Genomic DNA, 22,813 nt, shown 5'->3' on the forward strand with positions numbered 1-22,813 from the left:
ATGTTAAGCGCCTCCGGTCAGGTTCACCTTCGAGACGGGCAGAATGCCCCGCAATGACAGGAGGTCGCTCTTGCAACAGTTCAGCACGGTCTGGTCGAACCTTTCCATGCAGAAGCGCGTGATCGCAGGGCTTGCGACCATTGCGATGTTCGTGGCGATCATTGGGGTCGCCCGCATGGCCACGCAGCCCAGCATGGAGCTTCTCTTCGCGGGGCTTGAGAACAATTCCGCCGGCGAGGTCGTGCAGGCGCTCGAGGCGCGCGGCGTGGCTTACGAGGTCCGGGGCAACTCGATCTTCGTCGACGGCACGCAGCGCGATCAGCTCCGACTGACGCTCGCTTCCGAGGGTCTGCCGTCGAATCCGATGCAGGGCTACGAGCTTCTGGACCAGATGTCGGGATTCGGCACGACGAGCCAGATGTTCGACGCCGCCTATTGGCGCGCCAAGGAAGGCGAGCTCGCCCGCACCATCGTTGCGAGCCCCGCGATCCAGAACGCCCGCGTCCATATCTCCAATCCCGGTACCAGGCCGTTCCAGCGGGACATGAAGCTGACGGCGTCCGTCACCATCACGCCCACCGCCGGTGGTCTCTCCAGCAATCACGCTCGCGCGCTGCGTTACATGGTGGCCTCGGCCGTTACCGGCCTGTCTCCCGAGGACGTCTCGGTCATCGACGCGAATGGCGGCGTGATTCTCTCCGCCGAGGAGCAGGGCCAGGCAACGGGCGATTCGACGCAGCGTGCGGAAGCGCTCAAGCGCAATGTCGAGCGGCTGCTCGAGGCGCGGGTGGGCTACGGCAAGGCGGTCGTCGAGGTGAACGTCGAGACGGTGTCCGAGCGCGAGGAGATCACCGAGCGTCGAATCGATCCCGAGAGCCGCGTGGCCATCTCCACGGATACGGTCGAGACATCCGAAAGCGCCACCGATACGGGCGGCAACGACGTGACCGTCGCCTCGAACCTTCCCGACGGCGATGCGGCAGGCGGCAATCAGAGTTCCGAGAGCCAGTCGTCGGAGACCCGCCAGCGTACGAATTACGAGGTCTCCGAAACCCAGCGCCAAGTCTTGCGCAATCCGGGCGCCATCGACCGAATCACCACCGCGGTCCTTGTCGACGGCATCCGGAACGTGGCCGAGGACGGCACCGTCACTTGGGAGCCGCGTCCGGAGGCCGAGATGGCCGCGCTGCGCGATCTCGTGAGCGCCGCGGTCGGCCTCAACCAGGATCGCGGTGACACGCTTTCCATCCAGACCATGCAATTCGAACCCCTGGTTGCCGAAGGCAGCGACCCCTCCGCGGCGATCGGCAGCTTTGCCAACATCGACGCGATGCGCCTTGCGCAGATCGGCATCCTGGGGCTCGTGGCCCTCGCCATCGGCCTCTTCGTCGTGCGTCCGATCCTCGGTGGCAAGGCGTTGCCCGCCCCGGGCAGGCCCGGCCTTGCGCCGCCCGCGAGCGAAGGCAGCGGACTCGTGGGCGAGATCGACCCTGAGGATGCGACCGAAGGAATGTTCGGGGCCCCGCAGTTCGGCCTACCCATGCTGGCCGATCACGACGGCGCCGACCCCGATCCGAATGACGCCGGCAGCGCCGTCGCGCGGCTGCGCAGCCTGATCGACGAACGGCAGGAGGAATCGCTGCAGATCCTCAAGAGCTGGATGGAAGACGAAGGGGAGAAGGCCTGATGAACAATGTGCTGAGGCTTGAGGATTTCGGAACCAGCTTCGCCGAACCTGAGGTAGATCCGATCGATGCCGCCCGCCTCGAAGCCGAATGCGTCGCAGCCTACGACAAGGGCTACGCGGAGGGCTGGGAGGACGCCCAGCGCGCCGCGCAGAAGGCCGCGGAGGAGAGCGACACGGCTGCTCGCGCCACGCTCCAGGATCTGGGTTTCACCTTCCACGAGGCCCGCGCCCATGTCATGGCCGCGCTCTCGCCACTCCTGCGGACCATCGTCGCGCATGCCGTGCCGCTCATGATCGACCGCACCCTGGGAGAGCGCCTCACGGAGGAACTCGAAGCGATGATCGCCGAGGCCGGCGAGGCGGAGATCGAGATCCGTGTGGGCGAAGGCGAGGCGGAGAAGGTCCGCCGGGTCCTCGACGAGGTCGGCAGCCTGCCCGCACAGGTCCGCGAGGATGCGACCCTCGAACCGGGTAAGGTCCATCTCCGTCTCGGCACGCTCGAGCGGGAGATCGATCCCGCCGATCTCGAACGACGCCTGGGCGCCGCACTCGACGCCCTCGACCACATCAACAAGGATGCCCTCGCCCATGGATGACCAGAGCCAAGACTTCGCCCCCGCGCAAACCGACATGGCCGCGCCCGGTGCGAGCCATCCGTTCAGTCACCTCCCGATCGAGATCGTCGTGGCCGTGGGCAAGGCTCGCCCGAAGCTCAGCGAACTGCTGCGGATGGGTCGTGACGCGGTTCTGGCACTCGACACCAAGGTCGACGATCCCGTCGAACTCTATGTCGGCGACCGGCTCATCGCACGCGGCGAATTGCAGGAGCTCGACGGCGACGAGCAGGGGCAACTTGCCGTTCGCCTGACCGAAGTGGCCGACCTGAAATCCGAACTCTGATCCATGCGCTACGCGATTCCCGTCCTGGTGTTCCTCCTTACGGCGCACCCGGCCCTGGCACAGAACGTGTCGATCGACTTCGGCGACGGGACCGGAACGCTCGCCGGGCGCTCGATCGGGCTTCTCGCGCTCATCACGGTGCTGAGCCTCGCGCCCGGCCTCGCGATCATGATCACCTGCTTCCCGTTCATCGTGACGGTGCTGTCGATCCTGCGCCAGGGGATCGGGCTGCAGCAATCGCCGCCCAACATGCTGATCATCACGCTGGCGCTGTTCCTGACTTACTTTGTGATGGAGCCGGTCTTCATGGAGGCGTATCGCAACGGGCTCGATCCGTTGATCCAGGGCACTCTCAGTCTCGAGGAGGCGTTGCCGCTGACGCTCGATCCGTTCCGGGGCTTCATGCTGACGCGAATCGATCCCGACACGTTCGAGGCGCTGGCCTCGCTCCGACCTCAGGATGCGCCGGAGACGCTCACCGCGCAGGCACCGCTCTCGATGCTCGTCCCCTCGTTCCTGTTGTCAGAAATCGAGCGCGCCTTTCAGGTGGGCTTCCTGATCTTCCTGCCCTTCCTGATCATCGATCTCGTGGTGGCGGCGGTGCTCATGTCGATGGGCATGATGATGGTGCCGCCCGCCATCGTCTCGCTGCCCTTCAAGCTCGCCTTCTTCGCCGTGGCCGATGGCTGGACGCTGATCTCGGGCGCTCTCGTCACGAGTTACTTCTGAGGAAGGCCGCGGCGGCCAGGAGGCCGCCGCGGCATCGTCTCAGGCCGACTTGCGGCCGAACGCCCGGAAGGCACCGAACGCGCCGAGGCCGGCAACGAGAAGCGGCAGACCGGCGGGCAGCGGAACCGGCGCCGGCATCGGGCCGGTCTGCGCGGTGAAGCTCGCGAATTGCCCGCCAAGCGACTCGCCGAAGAAGACCGCGGAGCCGTCGGTCAGGTCGATCGTGTAGAGGCCCGTCTTGCCGCCACCCGAGAGCAGCGCCACGGCCAGGTTGTCGCCCTCTTCGTCCGACAGGATGTCGAAGCCGCCGTTCTGGGTGAAGTTGAGCACCTGGCCGTCGACGGTGATCGGCGCGACGGTCTCGAGCGTGCCGGCGTTGTTGGCAAGCGTCACGAGCGAGTTCGTGTTGGCGTCGAGCGCGTATTGCAGCGTCTCGCTCGCCGTCATCCCGTCCACCGCGTTGGTGTAGGCATTGGCGAAGACGCGCGGATTGACCCCTTCGTTCGCGTCTCCCGCGGCATAGAAGAGATTCGTGAACTGCAGGATCGTGTTGGCCCGCTCGTCCGGGAAGTCGGAGGGGAAGAACACGACGTTCTCGTCCCGCGTCGAAACGGCCCGTGCCGCGTCGATCTGGTTGTTGAAGTCGAAACCGACCCGCGCGCCGGAGGAGAGACCGGCCCCGTCCATCGGCATCGCACCGGTGTTGGTTAGCGCGCCCGTGATGGTGTCGATGGTATAGACCTGATCGGCGGCGCCACCGTTTCCGGTCTGGTAGCCGTAGAGCTCGCCTGTCACGGGACGGTAGGTGATCGCGTTCAGGCTATCCGACAGGGTGATCGTCGATCCCTGCGATGCCATGCCCAGATCGTTGAAGATCGTCAGTTCCATCCCGTTGTTACGCAGCGCGTAGCCCGTGCTGCCCGACAGGGTCGCCGCGCCCGCACTAAGCGTCGTGGCGCCAAGAAGAGCTGTCGTGATCAAGGTCAATCGCATCGAAAATCCCCATTTGATACTGAACAAGAAGGTCGCGCGGCCTCAACCGCACGGGCGGGACTTTAGAATGGTTAACATCAAGTTAAAAAACGCAATGAAGTGATGAAGACCCTGAAACTTATTACCAATCTGGAACGTAGAGGGTATCTCCTCGGATGATTTTCATCTGCGTGATGGGCGCCGGCGGGTCGCCTGACCATAAGGCCGGCAGCATCGGACGTTCTGCCCGTGGATTGCGCCGGATTATCCAAACGGTTTGGAGATGCGGATGGCAAAGACCCGGGCCGTCATCGTGTAATAGCATCTTCAACTCGGCGATCCGTCCGCAGACGCGGGCGAATTCCGAGCAGCCACGCCCGCCTTTGAACTTTACAGTTCAGAGCGCTCTACGCTCCTCACACCGGTGCACGGCAATACGGAGCCGGTGTTACCTGCGGCTATGTCCGATCCCTGTCCAACCCAACCGGTCCTGAAAATGCACTCACCGCCGACAAGGTGTGAAACACGTCCAAGCCCCGGCTGGTCATCCCCCGCTACATCCGATCACGTCCAGCGCTCCATGGACGACGGACCGAAAGGGCTCATGGCACATACATCTGAACTGATTGATCCCAAGCTTGGGAAAGCTTCGCGTATGGCAGAGCCCCAATAGCGGTGGTGCTTATCGTGCGGTCCTAACGGTGCCATTCCGATCGACAGCGCCGATGATCGCTACAGATCGCCCTCGATGAAAGACGATCCCCGCCTGCTCTGCCACATCAGGCAAACACGTTCTCGCGCATGTCGGACAAGCCGTCCCTGCAACGGCAGACTTCATCTTGGATACGGAGAACGGATCGAACGGAGCAAGTCTTGTCGCCGGCCTTCGATGCGTCGATCGTCATATTGTGAAACGGGGGCAGTCGAGCCGCCCCCGAAAACAGTGCGTCACTGCGAGGCGAGCGCCTCGTCGGTGAACTGGGTCATCAGCGCCGTCTCGGCCAGACTCTTATCGTACTTGTCCTCGGAAACGGCATTTAGGTATTCGATGGCCATACCGAGCATCTCCTCGGTCAGCGCTGGCGTGGCCGGATAGGCCTGTGTAACGTTGCTCCAGGCGGCCTCGAAAAGCTCCTTGTCGAATTGCGACAGGTAATCCTGATAGACGGTCTCGCGAACCTCGTCCGCCTGCTCCGGATCCTTGATCGCCGCAAGCGCCTTGGCGAGCGCCCGCACGATGGCCTTGGAGCGTTCGGGATCCTCCTCCAACCAGGTGCCGCGCGCATCGAGCGTGATGTAGGGGTAGTTCTGCAATTCCTCTACCGCGCCGCCGGCCATGTCGAAGAGCAGGAACCCGCCCTGATCCATCACCGCGGTGTCGGAGGTGGGATTCGAAAGGATGAAAGCGTCGATGCGATCACGTTCGAACGCCGCCAGGATCTCGCGCGAACCGCCGACGAAGACGATCGTGGCGTCGCTGTCGGGATTCAGACCGGCTTCGCGGAGCAGGTAGAGTGCCAGCTGATGCGTGCCGCTTCCCGCGCCGGTCACGCCGATGGTCAGACCCTCGAGCGCGGCGACCCGCTCCTCGAAGCTCGAGTTCTCGTCGATCCCGAGCTCTTCGGCCTTCGAACCGCTCAGCACGACGTTCGAGGCATATTGCGTCACCAGTGTCCCGAAGATGCGAATGTCGGTCCCCGCGCTCACCGCCCGCAGCGCGGCGGCCGGCGTGCCGGGATAGATGTCCACGTCACCGCCGATCACCGCGGCCATGATCGCACTCGACTTCATCGTCTGCAGTTCGAGGTCGATGCCCTCCTCGTCGAAATATCCCATCGACTCGGCCACGTAGATCGGGACGTAGAGCATGCCCGTCGTCGACGTGGCGATGCGAACCGTTTTCATCTCCTGCGCCGCGGCCATGCCGCCCGCGCCCAGAAGGCAGGCTGCGGCGACGGTGGCGCCCTTGATCCAGTCAGTCAGTTTCACGTGGGTCTCCTCCCCATTGGTACCGGCCGGACGGGGCTTTCCCGCCCTCGTCCGATCGGCGGCTGTCAGATCGACATTTCGCGCTGGTCCTCGGCGGCCTTCCACGGCATCGCCTTCTTCTCGACGACCTTCACCGCGTAGTTCAGCGCCAGCGCGAGGATCATGATGGCGATGAGCGCAGCGAACATCGCCGAGGTATCGTACTGTCCCGACGCGTTTGCGAGGAGGTAGCCCAGGCCCTTGTTGGACGCGATCAGCTCGCCCACGATGGCGCCGATGAGCGCGTAAGGCACCGAAAGGCGCAGCCCGTTGAACACCCACGTCACCGCGGAAGGCAGCACCACCTTGCGCAGGATGTGGCTCTCCTTCGCACCCATGAGCTTCATGATCGCGATCTGCTCCCGGCTGACCGACCGGACCCCGGCATAGGTATTCAGGAACACCAGGAAGAACACGATGGTCGCGGTGAGGTAGATCTTCATGTCGATGCCGATCCCGAACCACAGAATGAACATCGGCGCGAGCGCCACTTTTGGCAGCGAATAGAACATCATCAGGAACGGATCGACGATCTCGGCCAGTGTCTGCGCCCGGCCCATGAGAACACCAGCGGCCATGCCGACCGCGCTTCCGAGCAGGAAGCCCAGAAGGGCCTCGATGCTGGTGATGCTGGCGTGGAAGAAGAGCGTACCCGACAATGCCCAGGCCCAGAGGTCGCGCGCGATCTCCGTGGGCATGCCGATGAAGAAGTCGGACACGAGGTACATCGAGGCGATCTGCCAGACCGCGAGGAAGACGACGACGAACGCCAGCCGGATCATCATGATCCGGTTGCCGCGCTGCCGGGCCTTCTGGCGGCGGCTCAGGATCGCCTCCTTCTTGTTCTGCATGACCGTGCCGACGGTGGATGCGTTCGTTTCGGTCATGTCCGGTCTCCCCCCTCCATGTCCGGCGCCAAAAGCTCCCAGAGCTCGGCCGTCAGGTCGCGATAGGTGTTGTTGTGGCGCAGCTGCATGAGGTCGCGGTCCCGGTCCAAGGGCACGTCAACGATCCGTGCGACGGTGCCGGGACGCTGGGTGAAGACGACGCATCGATCGGCGATGGAGACCGCCTCGTCGAGGTCGTGAGTCACGAAGACGACGGTCTTGCCGAGATCCATGGCAAGGCGGCGGATCTCGATCTGCATGCGCATCCGCAACTGTGCGTCGAGCGCGCCGAAGGGCTCGTCCATTAAGAGCGCCTCGGGGTCGTAGGCGAGCAGCCGGGCAAGCGCGCATCGCTTCCGCATCCCGCCGGACAATTGGGACGGATAGGATTTCTCGAAGCCCTGGAGGCCGACGTCGCGCAGCAGCGTCTCGACACGGTCGCGGGCCTCTGCACGTGGAACGCCCTGGATCTCCAGCGGGATCATCACGTTGCCGGTGACATCGCGCCACGGCAGCAGGTGATCGTTCTGGGTCATGTAGCCGACCCGGCGATTGTACGGTTGCACGATCTCGCCGCGATACGAGACCGTGCCGGTGCTGGGTTCGAAAAGACCGGCGGCCATGTTGAGCAGCGTGGACTTGCCGCATCCCGACGGGCCGACGAGCGTGACGAACTCCCCTTCCCGGATGTCGAGCGTGATGTCGCGGACGGCGGTCATCGAGCCCTGATCGGTCTCGAAGACCTTGCCGACCCCGCGATAGGAAATCAGGGTCGAGGCCTCGACCGGGCGGATCTCCGGTTGCCTGACCGGTGCCGCGGCCTGCGCAATGGCTGGTGACATCAACTTTCCTCCCTCGACAGCCTGTCGTCGCAACGTCGCGCGAACGGCGTGGCGGCTCTCCTCTTGTACGGATCAAATCACAGGAACGCGCAAACTCAAAACTAATACTGCACTTTGCACGTCTATTTTTAGATCCATCGTTTCACTATGCGGTATTACTGCGTGGCTTTGCTCATCTGCGGACGGCCTCCAGGGCAAGGGCGATGCCCTGCCCCACGCCGATGCACATGCTGGCCAAGGCGTACCGGCCGCCGGAGCGCGCGAGTTCGAGCGTCGCGGTCCCGACAAGCCGCGCTCCGGATGCGCCGAGCGGATGCCCCAGGGCGATGGCACCGCCGTTCGGATTGAGCCGCGAATCGTCGTCAGGCAGATCGAGCGCGCGTGTGCAGGCAAGCGCCTGGGCCGCGAACGCCTCGTTGAGCTCGATGAGATCGAACTCATCGATTGAAAGCGCGATGCGATCGAGAAGCTTGCGTACGGCAGGGACCGGGCCGTATCCCATGATGCGCGGCGGGACGCCCGCCGTGGCACCTCCGAGCACTCGCGCCAGGGGCGTCAGGCCGTGCCGCTCGACCGCACCCGCGGAGGCCAGAAGCAACGCCGCGGCACCATCGTTGATGCCGGACGCGTTCCCGGCCGTTACCGAACCGCCGCTCTCCCGGAAGGGTGTCGGCAGTTTCGCCAGTGCCTCGGCGGTCGTCGCACGGGGATGCTCGTCGACATCGACGATCACCGGATCGGATTTCCGGCGGGGAACTTCGACTGGAACGATTTCCTCCGCGAGGCGGCCCGCCGCGATCGCCGCGGCGGCCTTTTCCTGGGATCGCAGGGCAAAGGCATCCTGATCATCGCGCGAGATCTGGAATTCCTCCGCGAGATTCTCGGCGGTCTCGGGCATGGAATCGACACCGTAGCGCGCCTTCATGACCGGATTGACGAAGCGCCACCCGATGGTGGTGTCGTGGATCTCGGCCTTCCGCGAGAACGGATCCGTGGCCTTCGGCAGGACGAAGGGTGCGCGGCTCATGCTCTCGGTGCCGCCCGCGAGGATCAATTCCGCCTCTCCCGCCGCGATGGCCCGCGCGCCGGTGAGGACGGCGTCCATCCCCGACCCGCACAGCCGGTTCAGCGTCACGCCCGGCACCTCGACCGGCAGACCGGCCAGCAGCGCCGACATCCGCGCCACGTTCCGGTTGTCCTCCCCGGCCTGGTTGGCGTTGCCGAAGATCACGTCATCGAGCCCCGTCCAGTCCAGGTTGGGATGATCCGCCATGATGGCATGGATCGGCACGGCGCCGAGATCGTCCGGCCGGACCGAGGCGAGCGCGCCACCGAACCGACCGAAGGCGGTGCGACGGTACGCGCAGATAAAGACATCTTTCATCGTGGTGCCCTGTCCTTCGTCACTTGCGTTGCGTGTTCGTCAGGTCGCGGCGGCCCGCATCGCCAGCTGTCCGCGCTGCGTCGCGCGGAGCGACAGACCCTCCGCCGTGTGCCTTGCCTCGAGACGATAGACCCCATCCGCGAAGACCGGCGCGACGCTTCGAAACTCGAATGTCCGGAGGGGGCGTCCGAAGCACCTTGCGGCGATCGCACCCAATTGCGTTGCGATCAGTGGCCCGTGGACGACCAATGCAGGATATCCCTCGATGTCGCGCGCATATGCCAGATCGTAATGGATGCGATGCGCGTTGAATGTCAGCGCCGAGTAGCGAAAGAGCAACGCCGCGCCGGGGAGGATTTCGCGCGACATCGCGACGGGCTCATCCTCCTCCTCGACAGGGACCGCACGCGGTTTCGTCTCGCCCGCGCCCCGGTACACGATATCCTGGCGCTCCGTGATGCGTGATGCGCCGTCTACCGCATAATCGTGCATGACGGTCACGAAACAGAGCCGCCCGCTGCGTCCGGTCGTCTCGCGAATGTCGTCGATGCGCGACGTCCGCTCGACGATGTCGCTATCTGCGAGAGATGCTCGGAACTCCAGGTGCCCCCCGGCCCACATGCGGCGCGGCAATCCGACCTCCGGCAGGAAATCGCCGCGCTCGGGATGCCCGTCGGTTCCCAATTCCACGTTCGGCGTAAGCGGCGTCGCCAGACACCAGTGTAGGAATTGCGGCACCTCCGGTGTCGGCGGAATACACCCCAATGTCGCCCGGAACTGCTCGACCAGCCGGCCGGAGACCCGGTCGGTTCGGCGCTCGATCCGCTCCCTGTCCTCCGAGCCAGCAGACACATCGCCCGCGGAATGTTGCAACGTCCCCTCCCGGATCGCCCTACCGCGGGACTTACCCAATAAATGCATCATCTTCAACTCTTGCATTTCGCTATGCGGTATTGTGTGCTTATAATCAGTGTCTATAGATGAAGTTGCAGGTAGGCATGAAGGTACTCAGGGAGGACAGGGAGGACATCGGCGTCTCGGTCCTGCGCCTCAATCGTCCGGAGGCGCGGAACGCGCTGGATCTCGAGATGCGTCTGGAACTGGTCGCCGAACTCGACGCGATCGAGGGGAACGACGCCATTCGCGCGACCGTGATTACCGGAGACGAGAGGGCCTTCGCCGCCGGCGCGGACATTGCCCTTCTCGCCAAGGCCGGACCGGCCGAAATCCATCGTCTCGGACTCGCGCGGCTCTGGGGGCGCATCTTCGCGCATCCCAAGCCTCTCCTGGCGGCCGTGAACGGCTACGCCTTCGGTGGCGGCTTCGAACTGGCCTTACTCTGCGACATCATGGTCGGTGGCCCCGGAACGCGGCTTGGCCTGCCGGAGATCAAGCTCGGGATCATGCCGGGTGGTGGGGGCACGCAGCGCCTCGTTCGGCTGATCGGACGCCACCGGGCCATGGGCCTGCTTCTGAGCGGGGAGCCGATCGACGGTGAGACTGCGGAAAAATGGGGCATCCTCACGGAGCTCGCGGCTTCCGATGCAGAGGTCCTGCCCCGCACCATCGAGCGCGCGGCCGCGATCGCCGCCATGCCGCCCCTGGCGGTGGAGATGATAAAGTCTGCCGTGACCGAGGGAGCCGACCTCCCGCTCGAGGCCGCGCTGCGGATCGAACAGCGCAACATGCAGATCCTGTTCGACACGCCCGATCAGAAGGCGCGCATGGACGCCTTCCTGCAAAAGCGCCGGCGCTGAAGCTGAGGAAGCCCGATGACCCGACCCTCTCACGACACCCCCGCGGGGATCCTTGCCGGCCTCGAGCTGGTTGAATTGTCGGCCTTCATCGCGGCCCCCCTCGCCGGATTGTCTCTGGCGCAGATGGGCGCGGACGTCATCCGGATCGATCAGAGTGGTGGCGGCCTCGACGCGACACGCTGGCCGCTGAGCCGAGAGGGCGTCAGCCTCTATTGGCAGGGGCTGAACAAGGGCAAGCGGTCGGTGCAACTCGACCTGCGCCGGGAGGAGGGCCAGCGCCATGCGCGGGAACTGATCCGACAGACCGGCATGGTCGTGACGAACCGGCCCGACACGGCGTGGCTCGACTACGAATCCCTGCGTCAGGATCGCAAGGATCTCATCATGCTGGCCATTCGCGGCACGCACGACAATCGCGGCGCCATCGACTACACGATCCAGGCGCGCACCGGGCTTCCCTTCCTAACGGGTCAGGCCACCGGCGAAAGCCCGGTGAACCAGATGCTGCCGGCCTGGGACATGGTCTGCGGGCTCCTTGCCGCGTCGGGCCTGCTCGCCGCGGAACGCCGTCGCCGCGAGACCGGCAAGGGGAGCCTCATTCGGCTGTCGCTCGAGGATTGCGCCCTCTGGATGCTGAGCAATCTCGGCATGCTCGCCGAGGCCGAGATCGGAGAGGAGCCGCGGCGTGCGAACGGCAACGACGTTTTCGGCGCGTTCGGCTGCGATTTCGGGACCGGCGACGGGCGGCGCGTGATGGTCGCGGCGCTCAGCAATCGCCAATGGCGCGCCCTCACCGACGCGACCGGTACGGCGGAGAAGGCCCGTCACATGGCCCGCGCGCTCGATGCAGACCTCGATACCGATGCCGGGCGCTGGCAAGCGCGGGATGGCCTCAAGCTGCTGCTCGCGCCGTGGTTCGCCGGGCGCGATTACGCCGAGGTTGCCGAAACTCTCGATCGGCACCGGGTTCTTTGGGGGCCTTACCAGACGATCCGGGATCTGGTCACGTCCGACCGGGCCTGCTCCCCCGAAAACCCGATTTTCGCACGTGTCGATCAGCCCGGCGCGGGAGAGTACCTGACATCCGCGATACCGCTCGATTTCGGCGGAGAGCGAGATCCCGGAACGCGACGCGCCCCGGTCCAGGGCGCCGATACCGCCTCGGTTCTCGCGCAGTTCTGCACGGATGCCGCGGACGTCTGAATGCGACGCCGCCTCCCTGCCCGCTTCTTCGACAGGAGACACCGATGACCCATACCGACACCGGCCGTGCCCATGTCCGCGTCGAGCGCTTCTGCCGGATCGCCGTGCTCCGCATGACACGCCCCGAAACCAGGAACTCCCTCGACGCGGCCATGCGCGAAGCCCTGCTCCAGGCGATCGGCGCGTTGAACGACGATCCCGCGATCGACGCGATGGTCCTCGCCGGCAGCGGTCGCGCCTTCTGTGCCGGCGGCGACCTGAACACGATGATGCGGATGACGCCCGAACAGGCAGAGGGTCGCATCCGGGCCGCCCATGCCCTTCCCCGCTGCATCCACAACAGCGCCAAGCCGATCGTTGCCGCGGTCGAGGGTGCTTGTGCCGGCGCCGGGCTCGGTCTTGCGGCCGTCTGCGACCTTCTCGTGGCCGGTACGGCCGCGCGTTTCGTCACCGCTTTCGAGAAGGTGGGCCTGATGCCCGATGTCGGTGCGGCGTGGTCCGTCACCGCCCGGATCGGCCCACAGGCGGCGCGGCGGCTGTTCCTCCTCGGCGGCACGCTGGATGCGTCGAAAGCCCATGAAATGGGCCTCGTCGACACCCTTGCGCCGGAAGGCCGCGCGGAAGCAGAAGCAGTCGATCTCGCCGAGCGGCTCGCGCGCACGGCGCCGGGCACGCGCCGATGCGTCCGCGAGATCTTCCGCGAACCGCCCGCATCACTGGAGGATGCATTGCGCTTCGAGGCAGCCCACCAGCCGACGCTCTACCTGAGCGCCGACCTGCACGAAGGGATCGCGGCCTTCCGCGAGAAGCGCGACCCCGTCTGGCGGGACGCCTGACCGCACGCCGCCCGCACGGCTAGACCCGGTCGGGGGTCCGTAGGGAGAGACCCAGTCGCGCGCGCCGGCGCAGCCAGCCGCTCGGCCGGTAGCGCGGATCGCCGGACAGGCCCTGCAGGCCCTCCAGCACGGCAAGCACGCGCGCCGGTCCAAGCCGGTCCCCGAGTGCGAGGGGGCCGTTGGGATAGCCGAGACCGATCCTCACGGCGAGGTCGATGTCCTCGGGATCGGCCACGCGCTGCTGTGCGATCTCGCAGCCCAGGTTGACGATCACCGCAACGATGCGCTGCACGACGAGCGCCACGCTGTCGTTCACCATGCTCACCCGCGCCCCGTCACGCGCGAAGAGTGCCCGCGCCGAGGCCCGCGTAGCGGCACTGGCGCCCACCGGCGCGGCCAGGCAGCGCCGTTCTCCGCCGAGCCCGAAGAATGTCTCCACCCCGATCGTCCGGTCGGACGGGTATCCGCGTGCGGCGCAGATCTCGGCCACGTCCGAGCCCAGTGGCGCCGTCACGATGAGACTGTGCGGAGCCGGCGTCGCCCCTTCGTCAATACGCGCGCCGAGCTTCTCGACCAATGCCACGAGATCCCGATCGTCGCCATCCACGAAGACCCCCTCCGGCAGCGGTGCATCGGCGACGACCTCCTCGGCGGGGCGGCGGATCTTCTGACCGTCATACGCGTAGAAACCTTCGCCGGTCTTCCGCCCGTGCAGGCCAGCCGCGATCCGACGACGGACGATCGGGCTGGAGCGATAGCGGGGATCGAAGAAGTACTGCGCATGTACGGATTCGATGACCGGCCCCGATACGTCGATACCGGTCAGATCGAAGAGCTCGAACGGTCCCATGCGGAACCCCGCCATCTCCCGCATGAGGGTGTCGATTTCCGAGACGCCCGCGACGCCGTCCTGCAGGAGCTGCAGCCCCTCCGTGTAGAGGGCGCGGCCCGCGTGGTTGACCACGAAGCCCGGCGTATCCGCAGTGATCACCGGATGGTGGCCGACGTCGCGGGTCAGCGCCGCCAGCCGCTCGACCAATGCGGGGTCGGTCCGCTCGCCGCGGACGACTTCCACGAGCTTCATCAGCGGAACCGGGTTGAAGAAATGGTAGCCTGCCACCCGTTCGGGGCGCGCGCAACTCGACGCGATGGCCGTGACCATGAGCGAGGACGTGTTCGTGGCGAGAATGGCATCTCCTGCGACGATGCCCTCGAGCTCCGTGAAAAGGTCCTGCTTTATTTCTAGTCGCTCGGCCACCGCTTCGATCACCAGATCGGCGCCCTCCATCGCGGCGAGGTCCGGAACGATCGCGATGCGCGCGATGGCAGCCTCCACCTCGTCGGACGTCGCCTCGCCCTTCTCTGCACGACGCCGGAGCATGTTGGACACGAAACTCACCGCCTGCCCGGCTGCATCCGCGTCACGGTCGAAAAGCCGGACCTCCCGTCCGGACTGGGCGAAAAGCTGGGCGATACCGCGCCCCATCGTGCCCGCACCGATGACGCCGATGATGTCGATCGACGCGTCACGCATGGTCGGCATCCGCCTCCAATAGATGGATCAGGCCATCGACCGCCACGACGCCCTGCCCCTCAGGGCCGACGAGAACCGGATTGATTTCGGCCCCGGCGACGGCCGGTCCATCGACGGTCGCGAAACCCGACATGCAGACGACCGTCTGCGCCAGCGCATCGAGATCGCCTTTCGGCGCCCCCCGTGCGCCGCGCAGGAGGGCGAACCCCCTGACCTCCGCCACCATCTCACGTGCGGTGTCGAGCGTCACGGGCGCGAGCCGCACCGCCACGTCGCGGTAGGTCTCGGCCAGAACGCCACCCAGTCCCACCAGCACGACGGGCCCGGCGATCGGATCGACATGAAATCCCACGATGGCCTCGCCGAGCCCTTGGTGCAGGCTCTGAACGAGAATTCCCTCCGGCGTCACGTCGGGCCGATGCGCCGCGACTGCCGACAACATCCGCTCGCGCGCGGCCGACAGCTCGTCGCGACCCGCGATGCCGACCTCGACGCCCCCGATATCGGACTTGTGGGCAATCTTGTCGGACAGGATTTTGGCCACGATCGGATAGGACAGGTCGTCGGGGATCGGCGCTCCGGCCGGAAGAACACGGCTGTCGGCCGTGACGATCCCGAGCGCCCGGAACACCTCGAGGGATCGGCGTTCGTCGAGTGTACCGCGCCCTGACAATCCATCCGTCACCGCGGGGGGCAACGTCTCACGCGGCAAAGCCCGCGGATCTCGCCAGCTCAGGTAGGCGTCGATCGCGTCGACGCAGGATTCGGGCGTGCGGAACGCGGCGATTCCCGCCTTCTGGAGAAGTTCCAGAGACTCCACCGCATTGGGGCAAAGAAACGCCGCGACCGGCTTGCCCGTATCGGCCCATTTCGCGAGCGGCTTGACCGCCAGATGCGGATAGAATTCCGAAGACGATCCCACGACCATCACGACGAGGTCGATCGCCTCGTCCGCGACGAGCGCACCGAGACAGGCATCCACGACCTCTTCCCGTGTGCCGCCCATGGTCAGATCCACGATCGGTGAATCACCTGTTTCCAGCCCGTATCCCGAAAGGGCGGCTCTCAACCCGTCGCTCGGCGGCGCGACTTCGATTCCCCGGGCGCCGAGGTTGTCCGCGACGAGGGCCCCGCCTCCGCCCGTCGTCGTCACGACCGCCACCCGGCGGCCCCTGGCCTTGGGCGTGCCTGCCAGGAGCGCCGGTGCCTCGATGAGCGTCTCGAAGAGATTGACGCGGACGATGCCCATGTCCGACAGGAAACTGTCCATCGCCATGCCGTCGCCCGCGAGCGCGCCGGTATGGGATTGCGCGAGGGACCGTCCGAGGTCGGACTTGCCGAGGACGTAGGCGATGACCGGCTTGCCCACCTCTTTCGCCTTCCAGGCCATCTCCTCCAGCGCATCGCGGTCGCGCAACGTCTCAAGAAAAAGGCTGATCGTATCGAGCTGCGGGTCGCCGAGCATCATCGTCGCGATCTCGCCCACCGACAGGTCGCATTCGTTACCGACCGAGACGAGCGTTCCGAAACCGATCCCCCGCGCCCGCCCGCGCGAGATCAGGGCGCCGATCAGGCTGCCAGATTGCGAGACGAGTCCCAGCCGTCCCGGCGCGAGGTCGTCGCGCTCGAGAACCGCGTTGGCCGACAAGGCGACCTTCTCGTTCGGATTGATGACGCCCAGACTGTTGGGGCCCAGAAGCCGCAATCCGCCCTCGCGTGCGATATCGACGATCCGTCGCTGCAATGCTTCGCCGTCCGGGCCCGCTTCGGCGAAACCGCCCGAGAAGATGGAGGCGCAGGACACGCCTGCCGCGACGCAATCATGCACGCTCGCTTCCATGGCCGACGTGGGAACCATGAGATAGGCATGATCGACGGCGGTGCCGACATCGCTGATCGTCGGATGACAGGCGACATCGAAGATCTCGTCGTAGCCGGGATTTACCGGATAGACCGCCCCCTCATAGCCATGCTTGCGCAGGAAACGCTGCGGGCGGCTGTTGTTCTTCGACAGGTTGGCCGAGGCCCCGACGATGGCGACGGAACGCGGTCGCAGGAGGGCATCGGCGAGGTCGGGACGACCGAGATCGAGCGCGCTCATTCCGCGGCCTCCCGGACCTCGGGGCGAGGCGGACGCTGCGAGAAGCGCCGTCCGAAGACCCCTTCGGCGATCCGGTTCTTCATCATCTCGGTCGATCCGCCGGCGATCATCCAGCCACGCGTCTTGCGGAAGCAATATTCGACGAGGTGCTCGTCGCAATACCCCGTGCCGCCCATGACCTGCACCGCCTCGTTCGCGCAATCGAAACCCGCGCGGTTGCACATGAGCTTGGCCAAGGCCGTGTCCTGCGCCGATGGAAGGCCACGATCCGCCGAGACCGCCGCGCGGTAGAGAAGCAGACGCGCCGATTCCAGGGCGACCTGCATGTCCGCGAACTTCCACTGCAATCCCTGGAACTCGCAAAGCGGCCGTCCGAACTGCGTGCGTTCGAGCGCATGGTCGCGTGCGGCGTAGAAGGCGAACTCGCCCAGCGCCCTGGCTCGCGCGGCATTGCCGAGCCGTTCCGCGTTGAACCCGGAGATCTGCTTCTTGAAGCCGCCGGGGCCGAGAAGCACGTTCTCGGGCTCGATCCGGACGGCGTCGAAATAAAGCGCGCACCACTGCTCGGTGTTCATATAATTCGACGGCTGACCGAAGCTGAACCCTTCCTGGCCGCGCTCCACGATGACCGATCCGATATTGCCCGCACCCGGCCCAAAGCGACAATAGACGAGGAACACGTTCGCTTCGGCGGAGTGGCTCGTGAAGACCTTGCCACCGGTCAGCCGGTACCCGTCACCATCGGGATCGGCGCGCGTGGTCAGATCCGTCACCGCCGATCCGGCATCGGGCTCCGTCATACCCAGACCGATCGCGACTTCGCCCCTCAGCATCCCCGGCAGATACTTCTCCTTCTGAGCGGGACTCGCGTACTCGGCGAAGGTGCGGATGGCGCCGAAATTGCCCTGCTGGATCGCGTCGGCCCCGCGCGGGTCGGCGAGTGCCACCTCCTCGATCGCGATGATAGCATCCATCAGGGTGCCGCCCTGGCCCCCATCCTCTTCCGGAATGGTGATGCCGAGAAGACCGGCCTCTGCCGCCATGCGCGACGCCTCGAAGGGGAATCCGGGATCGTGCGCCCGCTTCAATGCACCCGGTGCAAGTTTGTCGTTTGCGAAACGGCGCACCATGTCGCGGAACTGCGTCCTCTCGGGGGTCGGCGCGAAATCCAAGGCGAATCCTCCAGCTTCATCGGACCGCAGCCCGCGATCCGCTCCTCCACTTGTATCTAACTTAATACATGTGGGTCCCGTCAAGAATTATCTTCGGGAAGCATGTCCTCCCTGCCAGCCGCCTGCCAGGCGCCGTCGTTCCTGCTGGGGTCGGATTCCATGGTAATCTCGAATTCGTACCGCTCGGGGTGATAGAGAACGTATAGGTACTCCACGATACGCCCCGTCCGATCCTCGACGCGGCGCTCGATCCCCAGCAAGGGGCTGCCCACCGCGACGCCCAGAAGCGGCGCGACGATCGTATCTGCGGATTTTGCAAAGATGCGCTGATGGGCCCGAACCGCATCGATCCCGGCGCGGCGCAGAAGCTGCGTCAGCGGCTGCGCGGCGAGATCGGCCCGGCTGAAAGATTGACCGATCTCCTCCGGCACCCACGCGACGGAGTACGAGAACGGCATGTCCTTGTAAAATCTTAACCTTACGGTGTGAAGCCCTTGGGTATTCGGCGGCAATCCCATGGTTTCGGCGATCCGCTCCGGCGGCCTCTCGAACGCGAAGTGCAAGACGTCCACGCGCGTGCGCAGACCCATGGCGAGGAGGTTCTCCACGAAGCCCGTAACTTCCGCGCGGACCGGATCGATCGCACGATTGTTGACCACGACGGTTCCGCGCCCCTGGCGTCGCTCGATCAACCCGTCACTTGCCAGATTCTGCAGGGCCTTGCGGATCGTCACGCGCGAACAGCCGTAATCCCGCGCAAGCTCGTTCTCGCCGGGCAGCGTATCGTAGGGACGGTAATGTCCCTCGCGGATGTTGGCCCGAAGCTGAGAGTAGATGGCATGGTAGAGCGGTGCCGCGGCCATGTGATCCTCGCATCATGTATCAACCGCATTATACACCCGTCCTGCGGCCTGTCTAAAATACATTTGATGTCTATACTGCAATACATCTAATCTCGGTCACGATCGATCTAGGGAGGATGGAGCTTTGGCGGAAATCACGGGCAAACTCGCGGAATTCGTCTCGACATTGCAGGCAGAGGGGATTCCCCGGACGGTGCGCGACCGGGCCGCCCTGCTGACGCTCGACGCGGTCGCCATCGCGGTGCGCGCGATGCACGACGGCGATTCCACCCCCAGCCTCCTTGCCGGCTTCCGCGATGCCGGCGCGGGTCCGGGGCCCTGTACCGTCGCCGGCCATGGCACCCGCCTTGCCCCCGCGGCTGCCGCGGGCCTGAACGGAGCGCTCGTGCACACGCTCGATTTCGACGACACGCATATCGGCGCCTCCGCCCATATCACGGCCCCCGTCGTTCCCGCCGCCCTTGCCACCGCAGAGGCGGTCGACGCCGACGGTGAGGCGACGATCGTCGGCATCGTCGCCGGAATGGAGGTCATGGCCCGGCTCGGGCGCGCGCTCGTCCCGCCAAGGCATTATGCCAGAGGGTATCATCCGACGGCGACTTCGGGTGTTTTCGGCGCAACCGCGGCGGCCGGTGCGGTCATGGGACTGTCTGCGGAGCAGATGACGGATGCGTTCGGGATCGCGCTTTCCTCGGCGGGCGGAACGCTTCAGTTCCACGCCAACGGCGCCTGGACGAAGCGCTTGCAGGTCGGCCTTGCCGCGGAGGCGGGGGTCCGCGCCGCGTTCCTTGCGCGGGCGGGATTTCGCGGTGCGGCCGAACCGATCGAGGGAGAGCGCGGGCTCCTGCGCGTCTTCACCGATGCCCCCGAGCCCGGCCTGGCGGTCAAGAACCTCGGCACCGAATGGGAAACGCTGGAGATCGGCGTGAAGCCCTATCCCGCCTGCCGGTTCGCCCATGCGGCCATCGATGCGCTTCTCGACATGCGCGTCGATGCCGGCGATGTCCGGTCGATCCATGTGGGATTGTCCCGCAAGGCCATCGCCGCCGTGGGAGAACCCGAAGCGCGCAAGCGGCACGCGAGAAACACCGTGGACGCACAGTTTTCCATGTATTTCCTTGCGGCCGCAGCTTTGATCGCCGGGGGCGTGCGCTGGGACGATTACCCGCGTCTCATCGCCCAGCCGGAGATCGATGCCTTGGCCGACAAGGTGCAGGTCTGGCACGACACGGCCATCGAGGCGCTCTACCCACGACGCATGGCCGCCTCCGTCCGCGTCGTGCTGTCGGACGGACGCGAACTCGATCGGGTGGTGGAATCGCCCTCCGGCGAGCCCGACCGGTTTCCCGATGAAGCCGCGTTCCGACAGAAGGCCGAGATGCTCACGGCGCCGGTTCTCGGGGATGCCGGGGTGGAACGCCTGTGCGACGCCGCGCTTGCCCTCGAACGCGTCGGACCGCAGGCGCTTGCGGCGGCCATGCGCCCGGTGTGACCGCAGGCCGCGCCCCGGATCGGGCGCGGCCCGTTCGGTCAGCTGGCGCGCGCCAGGCTCTCGACGAGCGGACGCATGTCTGCGGTATCGTGGACGGCCCAAAGTGATGCCGCGATGGACCGCGCCTCCGCCTCGTCGAAGACAAGCGTGGCCAGCGTCATGAATTTCGCCTCGAGCGCCGCCTCGTCGAGCGGGTTGCCCGGCGATCCATAGGGCTGGTCCACCCTGTGATCCACGCGCCGGCCATCCTTCAGCGTGACCGTGACCCGGGCGGGTCGGGTCCTGGGATAGTCGGCCTCGCATTCCGGGTCCACGTCGACGCTCACCCGCTCCGCCAGAGCAGCCGTCTCCGGATCGGCCCGGTGCGCGGCGTCGAAGACGTCGATGTCGGCGCGACCGAAACGCGCGGCGCTCGCCAGGACGAACGGGATGCTCATCTGCGAGCCCGTGAAGCTCGACCATGTCCGAAGGTCGTGCGCGGCCGCGACGCGGTAGGTGCCCACGTGCATAGCCTCGATCTTGTCGGCGGTGAAGTCGTGCTCGCGCATCAGGAGGGTCAGGGCGTCGATCGGGCCGTGGATATGCCGGCAGCACGCATAGGGTTTGATGTAGCACTCGGTCATCGCATGCGGCGAACCGGTTCCGACGGACAGGATATCGAGCGTGGAATAGTCGAACTCGCCGGTATCGCCCCCGGCATAGGCATGGAAGAACCCATCGCGCACCTCGAGACATCCCGGAGGGCCCTGCAGGCCATTCTCGGCCAGAACACCCGAGAGCAATCCGCTGCGGGCGCCGAAGCCTGCATGCAGGCGCTTCACCTCTCCGCCGTGGAGGAACGTGAAGAGCCCGGAGGCCGTCGAGCACGCCGCCCCGAACGCGCTTTCCACGGCATCCTCGTCCAGCCCCTTCATCACGCACCAGACGGCGGTCGCGCCGAAGACCCCGGTGGCCGGGGTGTTGTGAAAGCCGCGCCAGCGCGCCCGGGGGTGGATCGCCGCGGAGATCCGGCACATCACCTCGTAGCCCGCGATGATCGAGCGCAGGAAAGTGTCGCCGTCGCATCGGGTCTGCCACGCCGCGGCGAGCGCGGCTGGCACGATCACGGTTCCAGGATGGACCGAGCCCGCCCGGTAGCCATCGTCGACCTCGAGCCCGTGCCCCGCGGTACCCGCGATGAGCGCGGCGGTCGTCATGTCGAAGCGTTCACCGCGACCCGGAACCGGCACCTCTCCGCCGGCGCCGGTGGCGCGAACGGCCTTCACCGTGGTCTCGGTCGTCTCCTGCACCGCGCCTGCGATCAAGGCGCCGATTGTGTCGAGCGCATGGTACCGCGCCCGGTGAAACGTCTTGTCGTCGAAGCTTGCCGTCCGCGCCTCCGCGACGAACTTCGCGAGCGCCCGTGTCGCCCCCGGCGTCGTCTGCGCGTCGATCCGTGCCTGCTGATTCATCTCATCCTCCCTTGAAGGTCCTGTCCCGCCCCGTCGGCAGGAGATCGGGCCACCGTGGACTGCGGCATGGCCCGGACCGGGCGGATGTCAGCGCAGCATCGGCGAAAGCTGTCGGCACATATGGGCAAGTTGCGGGCCGAGCTCGCCCTCGAGCTTGTCGCGCCCGACCGCGAAGGACGGCGCGCCGCAAAGCATGCTCTTGAGAGATTGCCCCGCGGCCGATTTGAGCGGACTTCCCACCGCGCGCATACCGTGGTGCCAATCGTCTTCCACGTAGCAGAAGCCGCGCCTCTCCACCTGCGCGATGGCGTCGTCGATCCGGGGCTTGAGTTCCGCCCAATCCTCCGCGGCGAGCTTCGCCTTGAGCAGATCGAAGAAGAAGGCGCGCTCCTCCATGTCCAGCCCCGCGAGGAAAGCACGCCCGACTGCGGTCGTGGCGATCGGCACTCGCGATCCCGCCTCGAGATGCAGCGACGACAGCGACCCCGCGTTGAAGGCGTCGACGATGATCATGCTCGATCGATCCCGCGCGGCAAGTGCTACGGTGACATCCTGCGCGATGGCCAGCTTCTGCATCGGCTCGCGCACGATCTGCCGGACGGTCATGTTCGAAAGGACGGCGTATCCAAGCGCGAGGATCGATTCCGTCGGCTCGAACTTCGCCTCGCCCTTGAGGTAGCGCAGATATCCGAGCTCCGAGAGGGTATGCGTCAGGCGGGTGACGGTGGCTTTCGGAATGCCCGTCGCCAGCGACAGCTCTTGGTTGCCCATCGGTCCCGCGCCCGGCTTGAACGCACGCAAGATATCGAACCCGCGGGACAGGGAATTTATGAACTTGCGATCGGACGACCGGTCGCGACCGCCATCCTCGTGCGGATCCGACCCGCCGTCTTCGAGCGGCGAACTCCGGGTGCGCATCTGATCTCTCCCGTCGGTTCAAGGTCATCTCGCAAGTACTTGTCTGCACCAAAGCGC

20 protein-coding genes are annotated in these 22,813 nt (G+C 65.9%); 8 read left to right on the plus strand and 12 right to left on the minus strand.

Annotation, left to right across the window (positions count from 1 at the left end):
- The first annotated feature begins 70 nt into the window (after positions 1-70).
- The 4 genes from fliF to fliP are packed head-to-tail and all read left to right on the plus strand — an operon-like array spanning position 71 to position 3,316.
- Positions 71-1,687 (plus strand): flagellar basal-body MS-ring/collar protein FliF, encoded by a 1,617-nt coding sequence (gene fliF, locus LX81_RS13195; protein ID WP_111537799.1) that lies wholly within the window; start codon positions 71-73, stop codon positions 1,685-1,687.
- Entirely contained in the window at positions 1,687-2,283 is a 597-nt protein-coding gene (locus tag LX81_RS13200; protein ID WP_111537800.1) for a FliH/SctL family protein, read from the plus strand. The genes fliF and LX81_RS13200 overlap by 1 nt, the downstream gene beginning before the upstream one ends.
- Complete coding sequence (locus LX81_RS13205; protein ID WP_111537801.1) at positions 2,276-2,587, plus strand: FliM/FliN family flagellar motor switch protein; 312 nt, start codon at positions 2,276-2,278, stop codon at positions 2,585-2,587. The genes LX81_RS13200 and LX81_RS13205 overlap by 8 nt, the downstream gene beginning before the upstream one ends.
- A gap of 3 nt (positions 2,588-2,590) precedes the next feature.
- Positions 2,591-3,316 carry a flagellar type III secretion system pore protein FliP gene (fliP, locus tag LX81_RS13210; protein ID WP_111537802.1) on the plus strand — a complete coding sequence of 242 codons (726 nt, stop codon included), beginning with the start codon at positions 2,591-2,593 and terminating at the stop codon, positions 3,314-3,316.
- A 39-nt stretch (positions 3,317-3,355) separates the two neighbouring features.
- On the opposite strand, the gene LX81_RS13215 is transcribed toward fliP, so the two are convergent.
- The 6 genes from LX81_RS13215 to LX81_RS13240 form a co-directional block, all read right to left on the minus strand.
- Positions 3,356-4,309, minus strand: a complete 954-nt coding sequence (locus tag LX81_RS13215; protein ID WP_111537830.1) for a DUF4394 domain-containing protein — start codon at positions 4,307-4,309, stop codon at positions 3,356-3,358.
- A gap of 927 nt (positions 4,310-5,236) precedes the next feature.
- Complete coding sequence (locus tag LX81_RS13220) at positions 5,237-6,277, minus strand: ABC transporter substrate-binding protein (RefSeq protein WP_111537803.1); 1,041 nt, start codon at positions 6,275-6,277, stop codon at positions 5,237-5,239.
- Positions 6,278-6,342: 65 nt separating this feature from the next.
- Positions 6,343-7,203: an ABC transporter permease gene (locus LX81_RS13225; protein ID WP_211322758.1), complete on the minus strand. Its 861-nt coding sequence runs from the start codon at positions 7,201-7,203 to the stop codon at positions 6,343-6,345.
- On the minus strand, positions 7,200-8,045 hold the full coding sequence (locus LX81_RS13230; protein ID WP_111537804.1) for an ABC transporter ATP-binding protein: 846 nt from the start codon (positions 8,043-8,045) through the stop codon (positions 7,200-7,202). Before LX81_RS13230 ends, LX81_RS13225 begins: the two co-directional genes overlap by 4 nt.
- A gap of 172 nt (positions 8,046-8,217) precedes the next feature.
- On the minus strand, positions 8,218-9,429 hold the full coding sequence (pcaF, locus tag LX81_RS13235) for a 3-oxoadipyl-CoA thiolase (protein WP_111537805.1): 1,212 nt from the start codon (positions 9,427-9,429) through the stop codon (positions 8,218-8,220).
- A gap of 39 nt (positions 9,430-9,468) precedes the next feature.
- A complete protein-coding gene (locus LX81_RS13240; protein ID WP_234822605.1) occupies positions 9,469-10,302 on the minus strand; it encodes an HTD2 family dehydratase in 834 nt (277 codons plus the stop codon).
- Between the two features lie 107 nt (positions 10,303-10,409).
- Between LX81_RS13240 and LX81_RS13245 the strand changes: the two genes are divergently transcribed.
- From LX81_RS13245 to LX81_RS13255, 3 genes are read left to right on the plus strand one after another with little or no spacing between them, the layout of a single operon-like run.
- The gene (locus LX81_RS13245; protein WP_211322759.1) at positions 10,410-11,186 is read left to right on the plus strand and encodes an enoyl-CoA hydratase-related protein; all 777 of its coding nucleotides are present in this window, start codon (positions 10,410-10,412) and stop codon (positions 11,184-11,186) included.
- A gap of 15 nt (positions 11,187-11,201) precedes the next feature.
- Positions 11,202-12,389, plus strand: coding sequence for a CoA transferase (locus tag LX81_RS13250; RefSeq protein WP_111537807.1), 1,188 nt, complete (start codon positions 11,202-11,204; stop codon positions 12,387-12,389).
- A 44-nt stretch (positions 12,390-12,433) separates the two neighbouring features.
- Positions 12,434-13,225, plus strand: a complete 792-nt coding sequence (locus tag LX81_RS13255; protein ID WP_111537808.1) for an enoyl-CoA hydratase/isomerase family protein — start codon at positions 12,434-12,436, stop codon at positions 13,223-13,225.
- 19 nt (positions 13,226-13,244) lie between these two features.
- On the opposite strand, the gene LX81_RS13260 is transcribed toward LX81_RS13255, so the two are convergent.
- The 4 genes from LX81_RS13260 to LX81_RS13275 form a co-directional block, all read right to left on the minus strand.
- Positions 13,245-14,759, minus strand: coding sequence for a 3-hydroxyacyl-CoA dehydrogenase (locus tag LX81_RS13260; RefSeq protein ID WP_111537809.1), 1,515 nt, complete (start codon positions 14,757-14,759; stop codon positions 13,245-13,247).
- Positions 14,752-16,860, minus strand: a complete 2,109-nt coding sequence (locus LX81_RS13265) for an acetate--CoA ligase family protein (protein WP_111537810.1) — start codon at positions 16,858-16,860, stop codon at positions 14,752-14,754. Before LX81_RS13265 ends, LX81_RS13260 begins: the two co-directional genes overlap by 8 nt.
- Positions 16,857-18,032: an acyl-CoA dehydrogenase family protein gene (locus LX81_RS13270; protein ID WP_111537811.1), complete on the minus strand. Its 1,176-nt coding sequence runs from the start codon at positions 18,030-18,032 to the stop codon at positions 16,857-16,859. Before LX81_RS13270 ends, LX81_RS13265 begins: the two co-directional genes overlap by 4 nt.
- An 80-nt stretch (positions 18,033-18,112) precedes the next feature.
- Complete coding sequence (locus tag LX81_RS13275) at positions 18,113-18,895, minus strand: GntR family transcriptional regulator (protein ID WP_111537812.1); 783 nt, start codon at positions 18,893-18,895, stop codon at positions 18,113-18,115.
- Between the two features lie 124 nt (positions 18,896-19,019).
- On the opposite strand from LX81_RS13275, the gene LX81_RS13280 reads away from it, so the two are divergent.
- Positions 19,020-20,387 (plus strand): MmgE/PrpD family protein, encoded by a 1,368-nt coding sequence (locus LX81_RS13280; protein ID WP_111537813.1) that lies wholly within the window; start codon positions 19,020-19,022, stop codon positions 20,385-20,387.
- A gap of 38 nt (positions 20,388-20,425) precedes the next feature.
- On the opposite strand, the gene LX81_RS13285 is transcribed toward LX81_RS13280, so the two are convergent.
- Entirely contained in the window at positions 20,426-21,838 is a 1,413-nt protein-coding gene (locus LX81_RS13285) for an MmgE/PrpD family protein (RefSeq protein ID WP_111537814.1), read from the minus strand.
- An 87-nt stretch (positions 21,839-21,925) separates the two neighbouring features.
- Positions 21,926-22,756: an IclR family transcriptional regulator gene (locus LX81_RS13290; RefSeq protein WP_111537815.1), complete on the minus strand. Its 831-nt coding sequence runs from the start codon at positions 22,754-22,756 to the stop codon at positions 21,926-21,928.
- Positions 22,757-22,813: the final 57 nt, after the last annotated feature.

The organism is Palleronia aestuarii (assembly GCF_003253995.1).
In the GTDB taxonomy this organism is placed as follows: domain Bacteria; phylum Pseudomonadota; class Alphaproteobacteria; order Rhodobacterales; family Rhodobacteraceae; genus Palleronia; species Palleronia aestuarii.

Excerpts from the sequence above, each read along its gene's own strand:
- LX81_RS13200 (WP_111537800.1), top strand. The coding sequence starts at position 1,687 with ATGAACAATGTGCTGAGGCTTGAGGATTTCGGAACCAGCTTCGCCGAA.
- LX81_RS13205 (WP_111537801.1), top strand. The coding sequence starts at position 2,276 with ATGGATGACCAGAGCCAAGACTTCGCCCCCGCGCAAACCGACATGGCC.
- fliP (WP_111537802.1), top strand. The coding sequence starts at position 2,591 with ATGCGCTACGCGATTCCCGTCCTGGTGTTCCTCCTTACGGCGCACCCG.
- LX81_RS13215 (WP_111537830.1), bottom strand. The coding sequence starts at position 4,309 with ATGCGATTGACCTTGATCACGACAGCTCTTCTTGGCGCCACGACGCTT.
- LX81_RS13225 (WP_211322758.1), bottom strand. The coding sequence starts at position 7,203 with ATGACCGAAACGAACGCATCCACCGTCGGCACGGTCATGCAGAACAAG.
- LX81_RS13230 (WP_111537804.1), bottom strand. The coding sequence starts at position 8,045 with ATGTCACCAGCCATTGCGCAGGCCGCGGCACCGGTCAGGCAACCGGAG.
- pcaF (WP_111537805.1), bottom strand. The coding sequence starts at position 9,429 with ATGAAAGATGTCTTTATCTGCGCGTACCGTCGCACCGCCTTCGGTCGG.
- LX81_RS13245 (WP_211322759.1), top strand. The coding sequence starts at position 10,410 with ATGAAGTTGCAGGTAGGCATGAAGGTACTCAGGGAGGACAGGGAGGAC.
- LX81_RS13250 (WP_111537807.1), top strand. The coding sequence starts at position 11,202 with ATGACCCGACCCTCTCACGACACCCCCGCGGGGATCCTTGCCGGCCTC.
- LX81_RS13255 (WP_111537808.1), top strand. The coding sequence starts at position 12,434 with ATGACCCATACCGACACCGGCCGTGCCCATGTCCGCGTCGAGCGCTTC.
- LX81_RS13260 (WP_111537809.1), bottom strand. The coding sequence starts at position 14,759 with ATGCGTGACGCGTCGATCGACATCATCGGCGTCATCGGTGCGGGCACG.
- LX81_RS13265 (WP_111537810.1), bottom strand. The coding sequence starts at position 16,860 with ATGAGCGCGCTCGATCTCGGTCGTCCCGACCTCGCCGATGCCCTCCTG.
- LX81_RS13275 (WP_111537812.1), bottom strand. The coding sequence starts at position 18,895 with ATGGCCGCGGCACCGCTCTACCATGCCATCTACTCTCAGCTTCGGGCC.
- LX81_RS13285 (WP_111537814.1), bottom strand. The coding sequence starts at position 21,838 with ATGAATCAGCAGGCACGGATCGACGCGCAGACGACGCCGGGGGCGACA.
- LX81_RS13290 (WP_111537815.1), bottom strand. The coding sequence starts at position 22,756 with ATGCGCACCCGGAGTTCGCCGCTCGAAGACGGCGGGTCGGATCCGCAC.